Here is an 18,563-nt window from a genome sequence, read left to right on the forward strand (position 1 = left end):
CCCTTGCCAATAGTCACTAAAAAGAGCGAGAACGATCATGTGGCACGTCCTTCCCGATGAATACGTCAGAGCCCAACTGGCCGTGGGCTCACTCGTCGCGCTGGGCGTGGCGCGTGTGGTGGCGGCGGGAATCGGGGCGCAGCATAACTGGCGCATCGCGGCGGTGACGCGCTGGTTCATCGGCGCGGCGATCGTGTTCTGCCTGCCGCAGTTGCTCGAAGTTATCTTCTTCGCGGACTCGCATACGGCGTTGGTCGAGTTGCAAGGGAAGATCATCGGCTGCGCGGTGGCGCTCTTTTGCGCGCCGATCGTCTCTCACAAACTCGGCTACGAATAAGCGCACGCGGCGTCAGCCCGCGAGCGCCGATCCCGGCACGCTGTGCGACAGCACGGCCGCTGCCACGAAAACCCCGGCCATCATCACGGCTTCGATACGCATCACGTTGATGACCGTGTGGGCGTCCATCGTCGATGCCGAGCGTTGCAGACGCGGCAGCGCCGACCATCGATTCAGCGCGCCGAACGCGAGCGCCGCCGCGACCAGCGCGAGTTTGACAATCAACACGTGACCCCAGACGCTTGCGGTGAGCGCCGCGAGCGAACCGCCGACGCCGCGCCACCCGTTGAACACGCCCGTCAGGATGACCAGCGCGACCGCGATCGACGCCGCTTTAGACATGCGTGCGACCGTGCGAATCAGGACCGCGCGCGCCACCGACGTATCGAGCGCCGGCAACACGAACGCTCCAGCGATGACGATGCCGCCCCACGCCGCCGTCGCGAGCAGATGCAGCGTTTGCACGCCTTCCGCGAGAGAAAACGCGCCTGCATCGGCGGCGTGGCCGATCGCCGACTTGCCCGCCGCGACGATCAGCGCTGCAAGCACTGCCGTTCCGATCCGCGCCATCGACAGCGAAGCGCCGCTCGCCGCGAGCAACAAAAGCACGCTGCCCACGAGCGCGACCAACCAGCCGATGCCCGCATGCGTCCCCGTCGCGACGAGCCACAACGACGCGCCCGCTTGCGAGATCGGCGCGCCGCTCATCGCCGCCGATTGCAGCCATAGCGAGACGAAGCTGCACAAAATCAGCACGATCGCGGCGATCGGACCGCCGCGCGCGGCACGCCGCCAGCCATGCCGCGCAGGCGACACGGCTGCGAACGCCTGTTCGCGCGACAGCCAGCCATTCAGCAGCAATGCGCCGAGCGCGCAGGCAAAGGCGAGATCGGCGAGCGCCGCGAAGGCCGTCTGCGCAAGCCAGAGAGGATCGTCGTTCATCATGCGGAAGCGGTCGCGGTGCGAGCGGGCATCGCCAAAAGGAAGCTCATCGAAGGAAGTCTGCGGAGTCTAAACGAACGTCCACGGTGCAGCACAGCATCGAACGTCGTCGAAACGCCTTGAATTTTTGCCGGGGGCTTCCGAAACTGCATGAAGCACATCGATCAGGCGGCTCCCGCGTCGAGTCGAATATTTGTCGAAACGCAATGGACGATTCGTGCCTATTAAGTTCGTCGCGGGCGGTCAAGAGCCGCGCGGCATATTGTCGCGAATGCGCTGCAGCGGGACTTAGAGCGAGATTGTGTCAAATAGTCATCATCATGCATCGATGATAGAATTCCGCGTCGCATCAGAGGCTCGTCGAGCCGCTGTGGCCGTGGTCCGCCACCCACCGCCCCCTGCGTGGCCGTGGTTCGCCACCTTCGCACCGAGCCGCACGAAGCTCGGCAGGTCCCCGAATTTCATGGAGTGTCGCGTGTTTTCAAGACGCATTTTTCGTCCGCTGCTCGCTATGGCTTTTGCCTCGGCTCTGGTAGGCAGCGCTGGCGTTTTCAGCTCCGCCGCGCAGGCGCAGAACCAGCCGATCGCACCGGACACGATGGCCGCGCGCGTGCAAGGCTGTACGGCGTGCCACGGCGTTCATGGTGAAGGCACGGACAACGACTACTTCCCGCGTCTTGCCGGCAAGCCTGCCGACTATCTGTACAACCAGCTCCAGAATTTCCGCGAAGGCCGGCGCAAGTACCCGCCGATGAACTACCTCGTCACGTATCTCTCGGACGATTACCTTCATCAGATCGCGACGTACTTCTCGAATCAGCGTCCGCCGTATCCGCCGCCCGCCAAGACGAACGTCTCCTCGACGACGCTCGCGCGCGGCCAGCAGATCGTGCTGAACGGCGATGCATCGAAAAACATTCCCGCGTGCGCGGCTTGCCACGGCAAGGGCCTGACCGGCATGCAGCCGGCCATTCCGGGTCTCGTCGGCCTGCATTCGGACTACATCAGCGCGCAAGTCGGCGCATGGAAGTCGGGCACGCGTCACGCGAAGGCGCCCGATTGCATGCAGCAGATCGCCTCGCGCCTGACGGATGACGACGTGACCGCCGTCGCCGCATGGCTGTCCACGCAAACCGCACCCGCCAACCCGGTGCCCGCGCCTGCTGGCTCGTTGAAGATGCCGCTCAAGTGCGGCAGCGAACTGCAATAAGGCGTCTGGAGCGACAACATAATGAAACGCAAGTCCCTGTTCGCACTTTCCTCGGCTGTCGTGGTGGCAGCCGTCGCAGCCGCCGCCGTTCTCTGGTCGGGCGGCGACAATCTGCATTCGGGCGGCGCCATCGCGGCGACGCCGGCCGACAAGGCCGCGCTCATCAAGCAAGGTGAATACCTCGCGCGCGCCGGCGACTGTATCGCGTGCCACACGGTGCGCGGCGGCAAGCAATTCGCGGGCGGCCTGCCGATGGCCACGCCGTTCGGCACGATGTTCACGCCGAACATCACGCCTGACGACCAATACGGCATCGGCAAGTGGACGTCCGACGACTTCTATCGCGCGATGCACACGGGCCGTTCGAAGGACGGCAGCCTGCTCTACCCCGGCTTCCCGTTCACGAGCTACACGAAGGTCACGCGCGCCGATTCCGACGCGATCTATGCGTATCTGCGTTCCGTGACGCCCGTTTCCGAGCCGAGCCGTCCGCATGAACTGCGCTTCCCGTTCAATAACCGCAACCTGCTGATCGGCTGGCGCACCCTCTTCTTCAGCGAAGGCGAGTACAAGCCGGATCCGACCAAATCGGTCGAATGGAACCGCGGCGCGTATCTGGTCGAAGGCCTCGGCCATTGCGCGATGTGCCACACGTCGATCAACGCGATGGGCGGCCCGGTCAGCTCGGCGGCCTTCGCCGGCGGCCTGATCCCGCTGCAGAACTGGTACGCGCCGTCGCTCACGTCGAACAAGGAAGCGGGCCTCGGCGACTGGGACCTGAAAGACATCAACGATCTGCTGAAGACCGGTGTGTCGCAACGCGGCGCAGTGTTCGGCCCGATGGCTGAAGTGGTTCACAACAGCCTGCAGTACATGACCGACGCGGACGTCAACGCGATCTCGACCTATCTCAAGTCGATCCCGCAGAAGAAGGAAGCGCCGGAAGTCATGCAGCTCGAGACGTCCGAGAAGTTCGGCGGCGAGTTGCTCACGCTGGGCAAGAAGGTCTACACCGAAAACTGCGCGAAGTGCCATCAGGAAACCGGTCTTGGCAAGCCGCCGGCGTATCCGCCGCTCGCCAACAACCAGTCGATCCAGATGCCATCGGCCGTCAACCCGATCCGCATGACGCTCAATGGCGGTTATCCGCCGAGCACGGAAGGCAATCCGATGCCGCACGGGATGCCGCCTTTCGCGCAGTCGCTGTCGGATACGGAAGTGGCCGCGGTCGTGACGTACATCCGTATGTCGTGGGGCAACCACGGCACGCCGGTGTCGCCGCAGCAGGTGAGCAATCTGCGTTCGGCGCCGCTCGACTGAGGTCCGCGGCGGCCATCCGTCAATAGAGCGTACAATACGCATTTGGGGCGCAGCCTTCGTAGTTGGGGCCGCGCCCCTTGTCTTTTGGCGGATCCAACTCATGCACGCAGGCGAGCGTTTCAACAGCATCAGCCATCTGATCGGCGCGCTGCTGTCGGTGGCGGGTCTGGCGACGCTCGTGACAATGGGCGCACTGGACGGCGACGCCTACAAGGTCGTCAGTTTCGCGGTGTACGGCGCGATGCTCTGCGCGCTCTACATCATCTCGACGCTGTATCACTGCGTGCGCACGCCGCGCATGAAAGCGATACTGCAAAAGTGCGATCACTCGGCCATCTACTTGTTGATAGCCGGCAGCTACACGCCGTATACACTAGTGACCTTGCGTGGTCCCTGGGGCTGGTCCCTCTTCGGCGTGAGCTGGGGACTTGCGGTGCTCGGCATCACGCAGGAACTGACGCTCGGGCGCCGAACCCGCAGCGTATCGATGGTGCTGTACGTGCTGATGGGATGGCTCGCGCTCGTAGCCATTCATCCGCTCGTGACGGCGCTGCCGCCCGCGGGAACCGCGTGGCTGGTGGCGGGCGGGGTCGTGTACACCGCGGGCATCTGGTTTTTCATCAACGACGAGCGCATTCGGCATGGACACGGAATCTGGCATCTGTTCGTGCTCGCAGGCAGCCTGTGTCAGTTCGTGAGCGTCGCGCGCTACGTCGCGTGAGCATCGGCTGAAACGGGCGCCGCCGCGTCGAAGTGTCCATCGATGCAACTTAGCGCCAGATGACGTGTCTTGATAGCACGTCGAACCTCGCGGCAACGTCCGGCGATCGCTGATCGCCTATGGCCCGCCGCCCGATTTTTCTTCGAGCGATGCACATGCGCTCTGCCGGCCGAACCATGATTCGCCGCAGCCTGATTCGCATGCGCGCCGCTCGACACAACGAATAAGTATCCAATTTATGTCTTTTGATTCACTCGGTCTGTCGGAACCTCTGCTTCGCGCCGTCAACGAACTCGGCTATTCCAGTCCCACTCCCATCCAGCTCCAGGCGATTCCCGCCGTCCTGAAAGGCGGCGACCTGCTCGCGGGCGCGCAGACCGGCACGGGCAAGACCGCCGGCTTCACGCTGCCGATCCTGCAACGCCTGTCGCAACTCGCGCCCGCCTCGGGCGGCGCGAAACGCCCGGTGCGCGCGCTGATCCTTACGCCGACGCGCGAACTCGCCGCGCAGGTCGAGGAAAGCGTCCGCGCGTACGGCAAGTACCTGAAGCTCAAGTCCACTGTGATGTTCGGCGGCGTCGGCATCAATCCGCAGATCGACGCGCTGCGCCGTGGCGTCGATATCGTCGTCGCGACGCCGGGGCGTCTGCTCGATCACATGCAGCAAAAGACGATCGACGTTTCGCAACTCGAAATTCTCGTGCTCGACGAAGCCGATCGCATGCTCGACATGGGCTTCATTCACGACATCAAGCGCGTGCTCGCGCGTCTGCCGGCGAAGCGTCAGAATCTGCTGTTCTCGGCCACGTTCTCCGATGAAATCAAGGCGCTCGCGGACAGTCTGCTCGATTCGCCCGCGCTCATCGAAGTCGCGCGTCGCAATACGACGGCCGAAAAGGTCGAGCAGAAGATTTATCCGGTCGATCGCGATCGCAAGCGCGAACTGCTCACGCATCTGATTCGCGGCAACAACTGGTTTCAGGTGCTCGTCTTCACGCGCACGAAGCACGGCGCGAATCGCCTCGCCGAGCAATTGACGCGCGACGGCATCAGCGCGCTCGCGATTCACGGCAACAAGAGCCAGTCGGCACGTACGCGCGCGCTCGCCGAATTCAAGGATCAGACGCTACAGGTGCTGGTCGCGACCGATATCGCGGCGCGCGGCATCGACATCGATCAACTGCCGCATGTCGTCAACTTCGATCTGCCGAACGTGCCGGAAGACTACGTGCACCGCATCGGCCGCACCGGGCGCGCGGGCGCGGAAGGCGAAGCGGTATCGCTGGTGTGCGTGGACGAGCATCAGTTGCTGAAGGACATCGAGCGCCTCATCAAGCGGCCGATCCCGAGCGAGGTGATCCCCGGCTTCGAACCCGATCCGAACGCGAAGCCGGAGCCGATCCAGCGCCGTAGTCAGGGCCGCGGCCAGGGACAAGGTCAGGGTCAGGGGCGTCAGAATCCGCGTAACGGCGAGGCACGTCCGAACGGTGAAGCGCGACGCAATGGCGAGCCGCGCCGCGAAGGCGGCCGTCCGACCGGAGAGGCCCGCGGCGCGCGGCCGGCGAAGGCAAACAATGGCAGCGCTCAGCCTTCACGCGAAGCGCGCAATCAAAGTAAGCAAAGCAAGCCGGGCGCAAACGCGGGCCCGGCTCCGCGACGTCAGGAGCAGGTGCAGACCGGTCACGCCGCGAATTCGCGCAAGCCGTCGGGCAATCCCGGCGCGCTGCTCAGCGGCCGACGCGATGCGTTGCGATCGGGCGATCGCAGTCGTTAAAGCGATGTTTCAGGCGGCGGCGCTCGCCGCCCGCTTCAGCCATTCGAGTTGCTCGCGCCAGCGCGCGAGCGCCGATTGCGCATCAGTCAGTTCGAAGACGATTCCGTTCGTGAGTCGCGCATATCCCACCCGCTGAACTTCACCACTCTCGATCGTGCCGACGAAGCACGCCAGCGGCACATCGTCGAGCGGAACGCGGCGTGTATCCAGATGCACCTGATAGAAGGCCTCGTCGAATACGAAGGCGAGAGTGGCCCGTCCGGTCGCGGTAATGGCCTGCGCCGTCCGCGACGACGGCCATAGCGCGAAGGCAAGCGTGCGCGCATCGGGCGCAAGCAGTTCGCCGGCGCCGAGCAGCGCGGTTCGCACGCGATGGGCGCGATCGGCGGTGCATAGCGACGCGGTGAAACCCGTATCGACGCCGGTGAGCGTACCGTCGAAGAGCGCACGCAACTCGGGCGGCCACTCGTCGAAAACGGTATGTGAAGAGAGCGACGGCTGCGGAGCGTTGGAATCGGACATGGAAAGATGCCGGTTTTGAACCGGCATCGTCGAGCAAGGTTAGCGGAAGAACAACTGCGTCATCTTCGAGAGCGGATAGTGCACGCCGGGCTGAATGCGCGCGGGCAAATCGAGCGGCTTGAGCAGCATCTTGATGGCCTGATCCGCGGACAGATTGCGCCGCACGAGCGCATTCACGCGCGCGGAAAGTTCGCGGTTGTACTCGGCATCCTGCGCACGCTCAGGATAACGAACGGCGAAGACGTGCCGCAGCGCGATTTCCGAATCCTCGCTCTTCAACTCCATCACGCGCCGCACGAGCGCGCCGAGCACGGCCAGGCGGCCATTGCCTTCGATCTTGTTCCACTTCTTGAAGAAGTGAAAAAAGTGCTTGTAGTGCCGCACTTCGTCCGTACGGATGTTGTCGGTGATTTCCTTCAGCACCGGCTCGTCCGAACAATCGTTGATTGCACGATAAAGCGTGGCGGTTCCCGTCTCGACGACGCAACGCGCCACCATTTCGAGCGCTCGCTTCTTCTCGAACTCCTCGTAGGAGCAGGTGAGCGAGTATTCGTCGAAGAAACTCCTGAACGCGGTGTCCCAGTCGAACTCCGGCCACACGTGGTGGATGTAAGTCTTGAGCGCCCTTCCATGCTGCATCTCTTCGGGCTCCCACTCATCGTTCAGCCACGCAGAGATCTCAGGATCGTCGTGAAAATACTTGCTGAGATTGCTCGTATAAAGATCGGTGCCGCTCTCGATGAACGAGCAGGCGCACAACAACAAGAGAAGATGCTCGTTGGATGCAGCCTTCTGACGATCGATCCGCGAGAGATCGATATCTTCGATGCGCCAAGGCATCACGTGTGTACTGTCTGTATGCATTTATCGCGCTCCCAGGCTGGACTGAACGCGCCATCGGCCGACAAGAGCCGGCCGAGGTTCAGGCGACGCCGTGAACGATTCAGTCCTGGCGTCCTCAACTTCAAGTGTCAGCGGCTAGTTTTTCCATCTTAGCCGCCCTGCAATGAGTTTGCAGACTTGGGGACAGACTCGCGCGCGGCGCGCCGGTTCCTCGCGTGCCGAATTCTTACAACGTCTGACGAGTAAGTGTGGATGCGCTCCAGCATGAAACGTGCCGACTAAGCCACGGCATTTGCTTCGATTACGCCTGAGATCGACGCGCCACGCGCATGCGCCAGGCGACGATCGCCAGCGACACGCCCGACAATACAGCGGCCAGCAACACGTAGTAGCTTGGCGCGAGCTTGTCGCCGGTGACGTGGATGAACGCTTCGACGATTGTCGGCGCGAATCCTCCGAATAGCGTGACACCGAGCGCATAGCCGATCGACAGGCCGGTCGAGCGCACCCGCGTCGGGAAGATCTCGGACATGAGCGCGGGCATTGGACCGGAATACGCGGCCTTCAGAATGCCCGCTACCGATTGCAGCATGACGAGCGATGCAATCGTCGGATGCGCCTGCAGCCACGCAAACATCGGATAAATCGTTACGCCCATGAAGATCGACGTGGCGAGCATGATGCGGATGCGCCCGAGCCGATCGGAGAGCGCGCCCATCAACGGCGAAAAAATGAACTGAAGTCCGCCATTGAGCACCACGACGGCGAACGATGCCGTCGCCGGAAGATGCAGCTGCTTGACCGCGTACATCGGCATATAGAGCTGCAACACATACACGCCGACTGTCGATTGCGCCACGATGCCCACGGCGAGCAGCAGGTTCAGCCATTGGTTCGAGAACGAGACGCCCGGGGCGTTGTCCTTCCTTTCGGAACGCGTCGCGAGAAACTCCGGCGTTTCGTCCAGGTGCGAGCGGATGTAGTAGCCGACCGGCCCGACGAGCAGTCCGAAGACGAAAGGAATGCGCCAGCCCCAGCTTTCGAGTTGCGGCTGCGGCAGCCAGGCGCTCAGAACCGAGCCGAACGCCGCAGCCATGATCGCGGCGAGCCCCTGGCTCGCGAACTGCCAGCTCGCGTAATAGCCGCGCCGCGCTTCGCTTATGCTCGACCATGAACGCGGTCGCGCTGCCGAACTCGCCGCCGACCGCGAAGCCTTGCACAAGACGCGCGAGCAGTATCAGCAGCGGCGCCGCGACACCGATGTGTTGATACGAAGGCATCACGGCCATCGTGAATGTGCCGACCATCATCAGCAGAATGGCGAGCGTGAGCGCGGCCTTGCGCCCCTTCCGATCGCCGTAGACGCCGAGCACGATCGCGCCCAGCGGCCGCATCAGGAACGAGATGCCGAACGTGCCGATAGCCAGCATGGTCGACAGCCATTCATCGTTCGACGGAAAGAACGCCTTCGCGATGACTGTCGCGAAATAGCCGTAGACGAGAAAATCGAACCACTCGAGTGCATTGCCGATTGACGACGAGAACACGATGCGGCGGATCATCGCCTTCGATGGCGCCGCTTTCGGCGCGGATGTTTCGCCATTCGGCGGGGCTGCGCCCTGTGTATCGCGCGCTCCATACGTTTGTTGGTTCATGATTTCTCCTCCCCCTGCATCCGCATCGTGGATACGGGCGTGCGTATCCCTGTCGCCTGCAAAGTCGCAGCGATCGATGCGGTTTTTTTATGAACGGAGACCGCTCAATGTGCGGTCTCCGATGATGGCTTTAGAACCCCGCCGCGAGTCCGTCGCGACGGCTGTCGCTTGCCGCGACATATCCGCGCTCGGGATCGTTGCGATCGAGTTTCCAGATGTATTGGCCCGAACCGAAGTCCATGTACGGATCGTCGACGGACTTGATCGTGTGACCGAGGCCTTCCAACGCACGCGCGGTTTCGAGATCGAGCGTGGCCTCGATGTCGATCGTGAAATCGCGATTCACCTTCCAGCGCGGCGCGTCACACGCCGCCTGCGGCTGCTGGCCGTAGTCGAGCATCCGCACGACCGATTGCAGGTGTCCTTGCGGCTGCATGTCGCCGCCCATCACGCCGAAGCTCATGACGGCTTCGCGCTTGCCATCGACTTCCTGCGTGAGGAACGCCGGGATGATCGTGTGGAACGGACGCTTGCCGCCTTCCACCACGTTCGCGGACTTCGGGTCCATCGAGAAACCGCAGCCGCGGTTCTGCAGCGCGATACCTGTATCGGGCACGACCACGCCCGAACCGAAGCCCATGTAGTTAGACTGGATGAAGCTCACCATCATGCCGCGCTCGTCGGCGACCGACATGTAGATGGTGCCCCCCGCCTTCGGCATGCCGAAGTCGAACTGCGTCGCCTTCGACGGGTCGATGAGCTTCGCGCGCTCTGTCAGATACGCGTCGTCGAGCATCTGCTCGGGCGTCACTTCCATGGACCGCGGATCGGCGACGTAGCGATAGACGTCGGCGAAGGCGAGCTTCATCGCCTCGATCTGCAAATGCTGCGACTCGATGCGATCCACGTTCAGCGCGCTCACATCGAACTTGTCGAGAATACCGAGCGCGATGAGCGCCGCGATGCCCTGCCCGTTCGGCGGAATCTCATGCACGGTGTAGCCGCGATAATCCTTGCTGATCGGCTCGACCCAGTCCGCGCGATAGCTGCGCAGGTCGTCCATCGTCAGCGCGGCGCCGCCCTCCCGTGCGAATGCGGCGATGCGTTCGGCGCTCTCTCCTTCATAGAACGCGCGTGGACCATGCTGCGCCAGCAGGCGCAGCGTTTTCGCGTGGCCAGGAAAGCGCACGAGTTCGCTCACCTCGGGCGCGCGGCCGCGCGGCATGAACACATCCGCGAAGCCCGGCTGGTCCTTGAGCTCGGGCACCGCCGCCGCCCACTTATACGCGACGATGCTCGCCACCGCATGACCGCGCTCGGCGATCTCGATGGCCGGCTCCATCAGGTCCGCGAAGGGCAGCGAGCCGAACTTCGAATGCAGCGCTTCCCATCCGGCGATGACGCCTGGCACCGTCACCGCGTCCCAGCCGCGCTTGGGTTGCCGGGCGAGTCCATTCTCCTCGCCGTACTTGCGGCGGAAGTAGTCGACGTTCCACGCCGCCGGCGATACGCCCGACGCGTTCAGACCGTGCAGCTTCTGGCCGTCCCAGACCAGCGCAAAAGCGTCGCCGCCCAGCCCGCATGACACGGGTTCGACCACGGTGATCGCCGCCGCAGCAGCGATGGCCGCGTCGACGGCATTGCCGCCCTTCCACAACATGCGCAGGCCGGCCTGCGCGGCCAGCGGATGCGAAGTCGAAACGATATTGCGGGCGAACACCGGCAGGCGCGGCGTGGGATAGGGGTTTTGCCAGTTGAAGCGAGTCATCGAATGAAGTCCAAAATTCCTGCGGGCAGAACACGGCGGGCGATTATGTGAGCCAGCCGGGCAAAAGAGGAATATTGCATTGTCCGCTTAATCCGAAACAAATTCATTTATCGTATAAATTAATGAAATTGGCGCATGAATTCCTTCTGGGCCTTCGCACCGACCGGTGCGCTTCCAGAGCACCTTGCTTGTGTGCGCCGCCGCACGAACTTCAAGTTGATTCTCCGAATTTGCGTAAGCGATGGACCGCTTCCGCAGCCGGAAAAAGTCAAAGCGAAAATTTTCAACGCGAATTTGGCACTTGTCAGACACTTGCCTACAATCCCAATTCCCGGCATCCGCAGTACAAGAATTCAATGCGTTTGCCCGGCGTTTTTTCAGTTTTCCCGTACAACGTTTCGAAGCAAAAAGATCCGGCTTACAAAGCCGGCTGCTTATGCCGTTCGGTCGTCATGGAGAACACAATGCTGAGTCCGCACGAATTTGCCACGCTGCTACTGGTTCAGGAAGCACCCAATCAGGTCGACATGGAACGCCAGGAGCTCGACGCTCTGCTCGAACGTCAGCTCGTTCAACTCGAAAATCTCGCATCCGGACGCCAGCAATGGCGCCTCACCGCCACCGGCGATTCGACCGTCAAGGCTTTCAAGCGTTACTCGTAGCACGCGTAGCAGGGCTCGGGACGCGGCCCTCGGCCGCGTCCGCTTCACCTCCTCTCATATCTCTCAACGAGTCACTTCAGCCGGCACGCAGGGTCGGGTCGACCGCGGCACGCCAGCTCAGCGCCTGTGCTCGCTGATCCAGGAAGAAACTCGCCCACGCGCTTTGCGCCTCCAGACCGGGATTCGCCTGATAGGAGCGATATCGCTCGGCGATCGCCGTCTGAAACGCGCAGAATCGCTCCCTGGACAGACCACCGCGTCGCTCGGCCACATAGGCGTCGTAAAAGGTCGAGTAGACCGATTGCGCATCCGCGCCGTAATCGACTGGGGACGTCCCGCACATGCCCTGCAGCGCACTGAACGAGGGCGCGCCCATCGTTCCGTCCAGACTGGGTGTTCCCACGCAGCCCGCCAGCAACGCCGCACTCAGCGCGCCTGAAACCCACAGCATTCGCATGGCACTCACCTTCGATCGCATTTCGTGCCGCCAGTATCGGACGAACGGAACTGTCGCGCTACTCGGCCGAACGGCATAGGCCGAATGACGTTCTAGCGAGATGTGTCACGCGGCCTATGCCATTCGGCCAGGTTGTCCACGTGGCCTCACTCCGATAGATTGCGCAGACGGACATCGGCTGGCGCGGCACGACGCGTCGATGTCGGCTCAAATCGGAGGAGACCATGCAGGATCAGTACATTCTCGCGCTCGACCAGGGCACGACCAGTTCGCGCGCCATGCTGTTCGATAGAAACGGCAACGTCGTGTCCGTGGCGCAGAAGGAATTCCAGCAGATTTATCCGCAAGCTGGCTGGGTCGAGCACGATCCGCAGGAGATCTGGTCGACGCAGGCCGGCGTCGCCGCCGAAGCCGTCACACGCGCGGGCGAGAGCGCTTCGTCGATCGCGGCGGTGGGCATCACGAATCAGCGCGAAACCACGATCGTCTGGGACCGCGAGACAGGCAAGCCGATCTACAACGCAATCGTCTGGCAGGATCGTCGCACGGCCGGCCTCTGCGACGAGCTCAAATCGCGCGGCCTCGAATCGATGGTGCGCGCGAAGACGGGACTTCCCATCGACGCATACTTCTCGGCGACGAAGATCCGCTGGATTCTCGACAACATCGAGGGCGCCCGCGACAAGGCGAAACAAGGACGACTCGCGTTCGGCACGGTCGATAGCTGGCTCGTATGGAATTTCACGCGGCAGGGTCTGCATGTCACGGACATCACGAACGCATCGCGCACCATGCTCTTCAACATTCATGAGCGACGCTGGGACGACGAACTGCTCGACGCGCTCGACATACCGCGCAGCATGCTGCCCGAAGTGCGCGCGTCGTCCGAGGTGTACGGCACGACGCGAGGCACGGTGTTCGCCGCGGACGTCCCGCTCGCGTCGCTTGCCGGCGATCAGCACGCGGCCCTCTTCGGACAGATGTGCACGGATTCCGGCATGGTGAAGAACACCTACGGCACCGGCTGCTTTCTCGTCATGAATACGGGCGACAAGCCGATCGAGTCACGCAACAACCTCGTCACGACGATCGCCTGGCAGATCGGCGATCAGGTCAATTACGCGCTCGAAGGCAGCATCTTCATCGCGGGCGCGGTCGTGCAATGGCTGCGCGACGGGCTCGGCCTGGTTCGCCACGCAAGCGAAATCGAAACGCTCGCGCGCGGCGTGCCGCATAGCGACGGCGTCTATCTCGTGCCCGCATTCGCCGGGCTCGGCGCGCCGCACTGGAACGCGCGCGCGCGCGGCACGCTCTTCGGCGTCACGCGCGGCACGACATCGGGTCACATCGCGCGCGCGGCGCTCGATTCGATCGCCTATCAGTCGCTCGACGTGCTCAAGGCAATGGAAGCGGACTCGGGCATGCGCATCGGCGAATTGCGCGTCGATGGCGGCGCCTGCGCGAACAATCTGCTGATGCAGTTTCAGGCCGACATCCTCGGCGTCGAAGTCGCACGCCCGCGCATCGCAGAAACGACGGCGCTCGGCGCGGCATATCTCGCAGGGCTCGCGGTCGGCTACTGGAAGGATATCGACGAACTCAAGGCGCAATGGCAACTGGAGCGCCGGTTCAGTCCGTCGATGCCGGAACCGGAGATCGAGTCCTGTCTCGCCGGATGGCAACGCGCGGTCCACGCGGCGAAGGTATGGGCCGACAGCTAGCGAAGCCGAGCCGCTCATGTCGTTTTCCGGAACGCCGCGCCATGCGGCGGTGCAAAAATCGTCGGCGTGCGGTATCCTAAAAAAGCTGTCGAGGCTTCGGCCCCGCAGCATTCAGTACGTCTTCAGGGCGGGGTGTAATTCCCCACCGGCGGTATATGGCGAGGCCTCGCGGCCGGACCATGAGCCCGCGAGCGCCCGCGCCGGTAACATGCGCGGGGTCAGCAGATCTGGTGAGATGCCAGAGCCGACGGTCACAGTCCGGATGAGAGAAGATGTGCAGATGGTCATGTCCGTTCCCCTTGGCGAGTCTTGCATCGCGCCGAACCGGACGACGCCGCGCCTTCGGGCGTGTCGCCGTGGGGTGTCGTTCTGTCTGTTTGCAATGCCCTGAAACGTTTTTCGCTTAATTTTCTCGCGAGAGCGTTTCACATGTCCCCGACCCAAACCAGCAACAGCCTGTCGTTCGCCGCACCCGCCGTCATCGCTGACGACGCCTTTGCCGATCTTCCCCAGCTCGCTTCGTTCGACGTTCCGTCGCGTATCGCCGCAGCGCTCGACGCCATGCGCGAAGGCCGCCCCGTCGTCTTGCAGGACGATGACGATCGCGAAAACGAAGCCGATCTGATCGTCGCCGCCGAGAAACTCACCGACGCCACCATGGCCCTTCTGATCCGCGAATGCAGCGGCATCGTGTGCCTGTGCCTTCCTGACGAGCGAGTGCGCGCGCTCGAACTCCCGCCGATGGCCGCCGCCAACGGCAGCCGCTACGGCACCGCGTTCACGGTGTCGATCGAAGCACGGGAAGGTGTGACGACGGGCGTGTCGGCGGCGGATCGCGTGACGACGATTCGCGCGGCCATCGCCGATCATGCGAAGCCTGGCGATATCGTCCGGCCGGGCCACGTCTTCCCGCTGCGCGCGATGCCGGGCGGTGTGCTCGCACGGCGCGGCCACACGGAAGGCACCGTCGATCTGGCGATTCTCGCGGGACTCAAGCCCGCAGGCGTGCTGTGCGAACTGATGAACCCGGACGGCACGATGACGCGTGGCGAGCAAGTCGAGCGCTTCGCGCAGGAGCACCGCCTGCCGATGCTGACCATCGCGGAACTGGTCGAATTCCGCACGGCGCTCGCAGCGGCGCGCGAGACCGTGGAAGAAGCGGCCTGAGTCGCTAAGCGCTCAGGACAGCACGTCGCCGAAATCCCCGCGCACGCCCGCGGCGACGAGCCCGGGAAGTTCGTCCATGTGCTCCATGATCCGTGTGATGCCGGTTTCGCGCAGCACCTGCGCGTAACCGGACGGAATGTGGCTCGCACCGACGAACGCGATGGTCTTCATGCCCGCCGCGCGCGCCGCCGTCAGCCCAGCGACACTGTCTTCCACGACGAGACAGCGCTCGGGCGCGACATCGAGCGTGCGCGCCGCGAGCAGATAGACATCGGGATAAGGCTTCGGCCGTTCGACCTGCTGCGCACTGAACACGCGCGCGCCGACGACTTCGTCCAGGCCCGCGCGCCGCACCGACGCGCGCACGCGCTCAAGACGGCTGTTCGACACCACCGCGACCGGCAAGCCGCACGCTTCGAGCGCCGCGCGCACGCCGGCGATCGGTCCGACCGAGCGCGCGAGTTCCACCGCGACGCGCGCCTCGATCGTGTTGACGAAATCCGGCGGCATCACGATGCCGAACTTCGTCTCCAGATAGGTCAGGAAGCGCGAAGTCTGCTGCCCGAAAGCCGTCTTGACGGCCGGTTTGAAGTCGATGCCCGGAAACGTCTCGGTCAGGACGTCCAGCATCACGCGATCCGCGATGACTTCGCTATCGACGAGCACGCCGTCGCAATCGCAGATGAGATGATCGATCATGTTGGCTCGAATTACGTTGAGCCAACATGATAAGCGTTCAGCAAGCGTCGGCTGCTTTTACTTCGGATGTAATGCGCGGCGCGTCCAGCCGCCCGGCGAACCACGTCACCGCGAGGGCCGCGAGCGCGACCGCCGCTGCTGCCCACGGGAGCGCATCGAGACCGTGACCGTGCGTGAGCACCGCGCCGCCGAGCCACGCGCCGCCTGCATTACCGACGTTGAACGCGCCGATATTGAGCGTCGATGCGAGATTCGGCGCGTCCTTCGCCTTCTCGACGACGCGCGCCTGCAACGGCGGCACCGTCGCGAACGCAGCGATACCCCACACGAAAATCGTGACGATCGCGCCGATCTGACTGTGGCTCGTCTTCGCGAACACGGCCATGATGATCGCGAGCGCGAACAGAATGCCCATTAGCGAAGGCATCAGCGCGCGATCGGCGAGCTTGCCGCCGATCGTATTGCCGATCGTCAGCCCGACGCCGAACAACACCAGAATCAGCGTGACGGCGCGCGGCGAGAAACCGCCGACCTGTTCGAGAATCGGCGCGATATACGTGAAGACGACGAACACGCCGCCGAAACCGAGCACGGTCATCGAGAGCGCGAGCCAGACCTGGCCGTCGCGCAGCACACGCACTTCTCGTCCGAGTCCGCTCGGCGCCGCATCGTGGCGATTCGGCACGAGCGCGGTCACGCCGAGCGCGGAAAGCACACCGAGCCCCGCGACGATCCAGAAGGTCGCGCGCCATCCCAGTTCCTGACCGATGAACGTCCCGAACGGCACGCCCAGCACGTTCGCGAGCGTGAGCCCGGTGAACATCAGCGCGATGGCGCTCGCGCGCTTGTCCGCCGGCACGAGCGACGCGGCCACGACCGCGCCGATGCCGAAGAACGAGCCGTGCGCGAACGACGTCACGACGCGCGCGGCCATCAGCAGGCCATAGTCCGGCGCGACCGCGCACAGCACGTTGCCGACGATGAACACGAGCATGAGCCCTTGCAGCGCGAGCTTGCGCGGCAGCTTGCTCGTCAGCACGGCGAGCAGCGGTGCGCCGACCGCGACGCCGAGCGCGTAACCGGTGACGAGCAGGCCCGCTGACGGAATCGACACGGACAGATCGTGCGCGACGTTGGGCAGCAGGCCCATGATGACGAACTCCGTCGTGCCGATGGCGAAGGCGCTGATCGCCAGCGCAAGAAGGGGAAGAGGCATGGTGGCTCCGGTTCAGAATTGGGCGGTCACGAATTCGACGATCACGCCTGGGCCCAGCCGCACAAAGAGCTGAAGCTCGCGGGCGAGCGGCACTTCGGCGAACTGGTAGGCATAGCCGTGGCAATCGAGACGTTCGAGCAATGCGCGCCACTCGGCTTCGTCGTCGACGCGCAGCGCCAGATGGTCGATGCGCATTGCGCCCGGCCCTTTTGCCGCATACGAATCCGCGACGCCCGAGGCAACCAGATGCACCGCCGGCCGCGCGCCGAGATAAAGCCAGTAGCCGCCGACGCCGAAAGGCGGCCGTGGCCCGACTCGCATCCCGGCGATATCGACGAAGAAGCGCATGAACGCATCGCAGTCGGGCGCGACGAGGGTGACGTGATCGAGTTGCATGACGCGAATGCTCCTCAAAGGGTTAACGCTTAGACGGCATTTTGCGAGCTATGCGTCGCTTTGAGAATTGGTCTAGGCTTTGAATCATTATCAAACTGGATTTGAAAATGACGATGGATCGGCTCGGCGACATGCGCCTTTTCGTGGAAGCGGCCGCGGCGGGCAGTCTGTCGGCGGCGGGGCGCAAGCTCGGACTGTCGCCGGCTGCGGCGAGCGCGCGGCTCATCAAGCTGGAAAAAGCGCTGCGCACGCGACTTTTCGAGCGCACGACGCGCCAGTTGCGCGTCACCGACGAAGGCCGCCTGTATCTTCAGCACTGCCGGATCGCGCTACAGGCGATCGACGACGCCGAAGCCGCGCTGCAGGCCGGCCAGAACGTCGTGCGCGGCAAGGTGCGCATCTCGGCGACGTCGAATTTCGGGCGCTCGATGCTGCGCGGCTGGATCGACGAATTCAGCGCGCTGCATCCGGACGTGCGGTTCGCGCTCACGCTGTCGGATTCGGTGTCGAATCTGTTGCTGGAGGAGATCGATCTGGCGATTCGCTTCGGCGCACCGCCCGACAGCGGACTCGCCGCGCGCGCGCTCGCGCCGAATCGACGCGTGCTATGCGCATCGCCCGAGTATCTCGCGCGCAAGGGCGTGCCCAGGACGCCCGCCGAGTTGATGGGTCACGATTTCGTCGTCGTGGTCACGGCAAGCGGGCCGCTCAACGAGCTCGATTTCGTGCGCGGCGACGAGCGCTACGCGTACACGATCCCGCTCGCGGACGCCTGGGAAACCAACGACGGCGCGATGACCCGCGCGTGGGCGCTCGCGGGCCACGGCATCGCGCATAAATCGATCTGGGATATTGCCGCCGACGTACGCGCCGGTACGCTGAAGATGGTGCTGCCCGACTGGTGCACGCACGAGGCCGCCGTGCACGCCCTCTTCCACGCGAACCGCTACATGGCGCCGCGCGTGCGCGTGCTGCTGGATTTTCTGGTCGAGCGTTTCGAGAAAACGACGCACGAGTTGCTCGGCGATCTGGCGTATCCGCCCGAGCCGCGCCCATCGCGTCAGAAATTGCCGTCGGCGCTATAATATCGGGCTAAATTACAGCAAAAAGCGGGCAGATCACGGTAGAAGTCCGCGAAACTCCTTCAATCCCC

At 63.8% G+C, this 18,563-nt stretch carries 17 protein-coding genes, 1 pseudogene and 1 riboswitch; of the genes and pseudogenes, 9 read left to right on the forward strand and 9 right to left on the reverse strand.

From position 1 onward, the window contains the following. The first annotated feature begins 37 nt into the window (after positions 1 to 37). Positions 38 to 337, forward strand: coding sequence for a hypothetical protein (locus ACEN42_RS13180; RefSeq protein WP_187607560.1), 300 nt, complete (start codon positions 38 to 40; stop codon positions 335 to 337). A 12-nt stretch (positions 338 to 349) separates the two neighbouring features. Here ACEN42_RS13180 and ACEN42_RS13185 read toward each other — a convergent pair whose 3' ends face one another. Next, on the reverse strand, positions 350 to 1,279 hold the full coding sequence (locus ACEN42_RS13185) for a CopD family protein (protein WP_371881126.1): 930 nt from the start codon (positions 1,277 to 1,279) through the stop codon (positions 350 to 352). A 463-nt stretch (positions 1,280 to 1,742) separates the two neighbouring features. Here ACEN42_RS13185 and ACEN42_RS13190 point away from each other — a divergent pair, with 463 nt between their 5' ends. The 4 genes from ACEN42_RS13190 to ACEN42_RS13205 all read left to right on the forward strand — a co-directional run bounded on the left by ACEN42_RS13190 (position 1,743) and on the right by ACEN42_RS13205 (position 6,304). Next, positions 1,743 to 2,489: a cytochrome c gene (locus ACEN42_RS13190; protein ID WP_035497789.1), complete on the forward strand. Its 747-nt coding sequence runs from the start codon at positions 1,743 to 1,745 to the stop codon at positions 2,487 to 2,489. 21 nt (positions 2,490 to 2,510) lie between these two features. Next, positions 2,511 to 3,809 (forward strand): cytochrome c, encoded by a 1,299-nt coding sequence (locus tag ACEN42_RS13195; RefSeq protein WP_035497788.1) that lies wholly within the window; start codon positions 2,511 to 2,513, stop codon positions 3,807 to 3,809. Positions 3,810 to 3,909: 100 nt separating this feature from the next. Further along, a complete protein-coding gene (locus ACEN42_RS13200; RefSeq protein ID WP_187607559.1) occupies positions 3,910 to 4,530 on the forward strand; it encodes a hemolysin III family protein in 621 nt (206 codons plus the stop codon). A gap of 238 nt (positions 4,531 to 4,768) precedes the next feature. After that, positions 4,769 to 6,304: a DEAD/DEAH box helicase gene (locus ACEN42_RS13205; protein ID WP_371880168.1), complete on the forward strand. Its 1,536-nt coding sequence runs from the start codon at positions 4,769 to 4,771 to the stop codon at positions 6,302 to 6,304. A gap of 9 nt (positions 6,305 to 6,313) precedes the next feature. Here the strand turns inward: ACEN42_RS13205 and ACEN42_RS13210 are convergent, their stop codons facing one another. From ACEN42_RS13210 to ggt, 4 genes and pseudogenes are all read right to left on the reverse strand, one after another. Then, positions 6,314 to 6,826 carry a hypothetical protein gene (locus ACEN42_RS13210; RefSeq protein WP_187607557.1) on the reverse strand — a complete coding sequence of 171 codons (513 nt, stop codon included), beginning with the start codon at positions 6,824 to 6,826 and terminating at the stop codon, positions 6,314 to 6,316. Positions 6,827 to 6,865: 39 nt separating this feature from the next. Further along, positions 6,866 to 7,690: a ferritin-like domain-containing protein gene (locus ACEN42_RS13215; protein ID WP_371880169.1), complete on the reverse strand. Its 825-nt coding sequence runs from the start codon at positions 7,688 to 7,690 to the stop codon at positions 6,866 to 6,868. A gap of 280 nt (positions 7,691 to 7,970) precedes the next feature. Beyond that, positions 7,971 to 9,324 (reverse strand): annotated as a pseudogene (locus ACEN42_RS13220) (MFS transporter). 130 nt (positions 9,325 to 9,454) lie between these two features. Then, positions 9,455 to 11,092: a gamma-glutamyltransferase gene (ggt, locus tag ACEN42_RS13225; RefSeq protein WP_371880170.1), complete on the reverse strand. Its 1,638-nt coding sequence runs from the start codon at positions 11,090 to 11,092 to the stop codon at positions 9,455 to 9,457. 464 nt (positions 11,093 to 11,556) lie between these two features. On the opposite strand from ggt, the gene ACEN42_RS13230 reads away from it, so the two are divergent. Then, positions 11,557 to 11,754, forward strand: a complete 198-nt coding sequence (locus ACEN42_RS13230) for a hypothetical protein (RefSeq protein WP_035497782.1) — start codon at positions 11,557 to 11,559, stop codon at positions 11,752 to 11,754. A 76-nt stretch (positions 11,755 to 11,830) separates the two neighbouring features. Here ACEN42_RS13230 and ACEN42_RS13235 read toward each other — a convergent pair whose 3' ends face one another. After that, a complete protein-coding gene (locus ACEN42_RS13235) occupies positions 11,831 to 12,211 on the reverse strand; it encodes a hypothetical protein (RefSeq protein WP_238284956.1) in 381 nt (126 codons plus the stop codon). Between the two features lie 224 nt (positions 12,212 to 12,435). Between ACEN42_RS13235 and glpK the strand changes: the two genes are divergently transcribed. Together glpK and ribB are read left to right on the forward strand one after the other, a co-directional pair. Beyond that, the gene (gene glpK, locus ACEN42_RS13240; RefSeq protein ID WP_371880171.1) at positions 12,436 to 13,932 is read left to right on the forward strand and encodes a glycerol kinase GlpK; all 1,497 of its coding nucleotides are present in this window, start codon (positions 12,436 to 12,438) and stop codon (positions 13,930 to 13,932) included. A 114-nt stretch (positions 13,933 to 14,046) separates the two neighbouring features. Then, positions 14,047 to 14,210: riboswitch (FMN riboswitch) on the forward strand. A gap of 151 nt (positions 14,211 to 14,361) precedes the next feature. Then, positions 14,362 to 15,099, forward strand: a complete 738-nt coding sequence (gene ribB, locus ACEN42_RS13245) for a 3,4-dihydroxy-2-butanone-4-phosphate synthase (protein ID WP_371880172.1) — start codon at positions 14,362 to 14,364, stop codon at positions 15,097 to 15,099. 12 nt (positions 15,100 to 15,111) lie between these two features. On the opposite strand, the gene ACEN42_RS13250 is transcribed toward ribB, so the two are convergent. From ACEN42_RS13250 to ACEN42_RS13260, 3 genes are read right to left on the reverse strand one after another with little or no spacing between them, the layout of a single operon-like run. After that, positions 15,112 to 15,798: an HAD family phosphatase gene (locus ACEN42_RS13250; protein ID WP_238209801.1), complete on the reverse strand. Its 687-nt coding sequence runs from the start codon at positions 15,796 to 15,798 to the stop codon at positions 15,112 to 15,114. Between the two features lie 37 nt (positions 15,799 to 15,835). Next, positions 15,836 to 17,014, reverse strand: coding sequence for an MFS transporter (locus ACEN42_RS13255; protein WP_371880173.1), 1,179 nt, complete (start codon positions 17,012 to 17,014; stop codon positions 15,836 to 15,838). A 12-nt stretch (positions 17,015 to 17,026) separates the two neighbouring features. Continuing rightward, positions 17,027 to 17,410, reverse strand: a complete 384-nt coding sequence (locus ACEN42_RS13260; protein WP_371880174.1) for a VOC family protein — start codon at positions 17,408 to 17,410, stop codon at positions 17,027 to 17,029. Positions 17,411 to 17,523: 113 nt separating this feature from the next. Here ACEN42_RS13260 and ACEN42_RS13265 point away from each other — a divergent pair, with 113 nt between their 5' ends. Beyond that, entirely contained in the window at positions 17,524 to 18,495 is a 972-nt protein-coding gene (locus tag ACEN42_RS13265) for a LysR substrate-binding domain-containing protein (RefSeq protein WP_371881127.1), read from the forward strand. Positions 18,496 to 18,563: the final 68 nt, after the last annotated feature.

Source organism: Caballeronia sp. S22 (genome assembly GCF_964261745.1).
Taxonomy (GTDB): domain Bacteria; phylum Pseudomonadota; class Gammaproteobacteria; order Burkholderiales; family Burkholderiaceae; genus Caballeronia; species Caballeronia jiangsuensis.

Bases quoted from the DNA above. Each gene is read 5' to 3' on its own strand.
- ACEN42_RS13180 (WP_187607560.1), top strand. From the start codon at position 38: ATGTGGCACGTCCTTCCCGATGAATACGTCAGAGCCCAACTGGCCGTG.
- ACEN42_RS13185 (WP_371881126.1), bottom strand. From the start codon at position 1,279: ATGAACGACGATCCTCTCTGGCTTGCGCAGACGGCCTTCGCGGCGCTC.
- ACEN42_RS13190 (WP_035497789.1), top strand. From the start codon at position 1,743: ATGGAGTGTCGCGTGTTTTCAAGACGCATTTTTCGTCCGCTGCTCGCT.
- ACEN42_RS13195 (WP_035497788.1), top strand. From the start codon at position 2,511: ATGAAACGCAAGTCCCTGTTCGCACTTTCCTCGGCTGTCGTGGTGGCA.
- ACEN42_RS13200 (WP_187607559.1), top strand. From the start codon at position 3,910: ATGCACGCAGGCGAGCGTTTCAACAGCATCAGCCATCTGATCGGCGCG.
- ACEN42_RS13205 (WP_371880168.1), top strand. From the start codon at position 4,769: ATGTCTTTTGATTCACTCGGTCTGTCGGAACCTCTGCTTCGCGCCGTC.
- ACEN42_RS13210 (WP_187607557.1), bottom strand. From the start codon at position 6,826: ATGTCCGATTCCAACGCTCCGCAGCCGTCGCTCTCTTCACATACCGTT.
- ACEN42_RS13215 (WP_371880169.1), bottom strand. From the start codon at position 7,690: ATGCATACAGACAGTACACACGTGATGCCTTGGCGCATCGAAGATATC.
- ggt (WP_371880170.1), bottom strand. From the start codon at position 11,092: ATGACTCGCTTCAACTGGCAAAACCCCTATCCCACGCCGCGCCTGCCG.
- ACEN42_RS13230 (WP_035497782.1), top strand. From the start codon at position 11,557: ATGCTGAGTCCGCACGAATTTGCCACGCTGCTACTGGTTCAGGAAGCA.
- ACEN42_RS13235 (WP_238284956.1), bottom strand. From the start codon at position 12,211: ATGCGAATGCTGTGGGTTTCAGGCGCGCTGAGTGCGGCGTTGCTGGCG.
- glpK (WP_371880171.1), top strand. From the start codon at position 12,436: ATGCAGGATCAGTACATTCTCGCGCTCGACCAGGGCACGACCAGTTCG.
- ribB (WP_371880172.1), top strand. From the start codon at position 14,362: ATGTCCCCGACCCAAACCAGCAACAGCCTGTCGTTCGCCGCACCCGCC.
- ACEN42_RS13250 (WP_238209801.1), bottom strand. From the start codon at position 15,798: ATGATCGATCATCTCATCTGCGATTGCGACGGCGTGCTCGTCGATAGC.
- ACEN42_RS13255 (WP_371880173.1), bottom strand. From the start codon at position 17,014: ATGCCTCTTCCCCTTCTTGCGCTGGCGATCAGCGCCTTCGCCATCGGC.
- ACEN42_RS13260 (WP_371880174.1), bottom strand. From the start codon at position 17,410: ATGCAACTCGATCACGTCACCCTCGTCGCGCCCGACTGCGATGCGTTC.
- ACEN42_RS13265 (WP_371881127.1), top strand. From the start codon at position 17,524: ATGGATCGGCTCGGCGACATGCGCCTTTTCGTGGAAGCGGCCGCGGCG.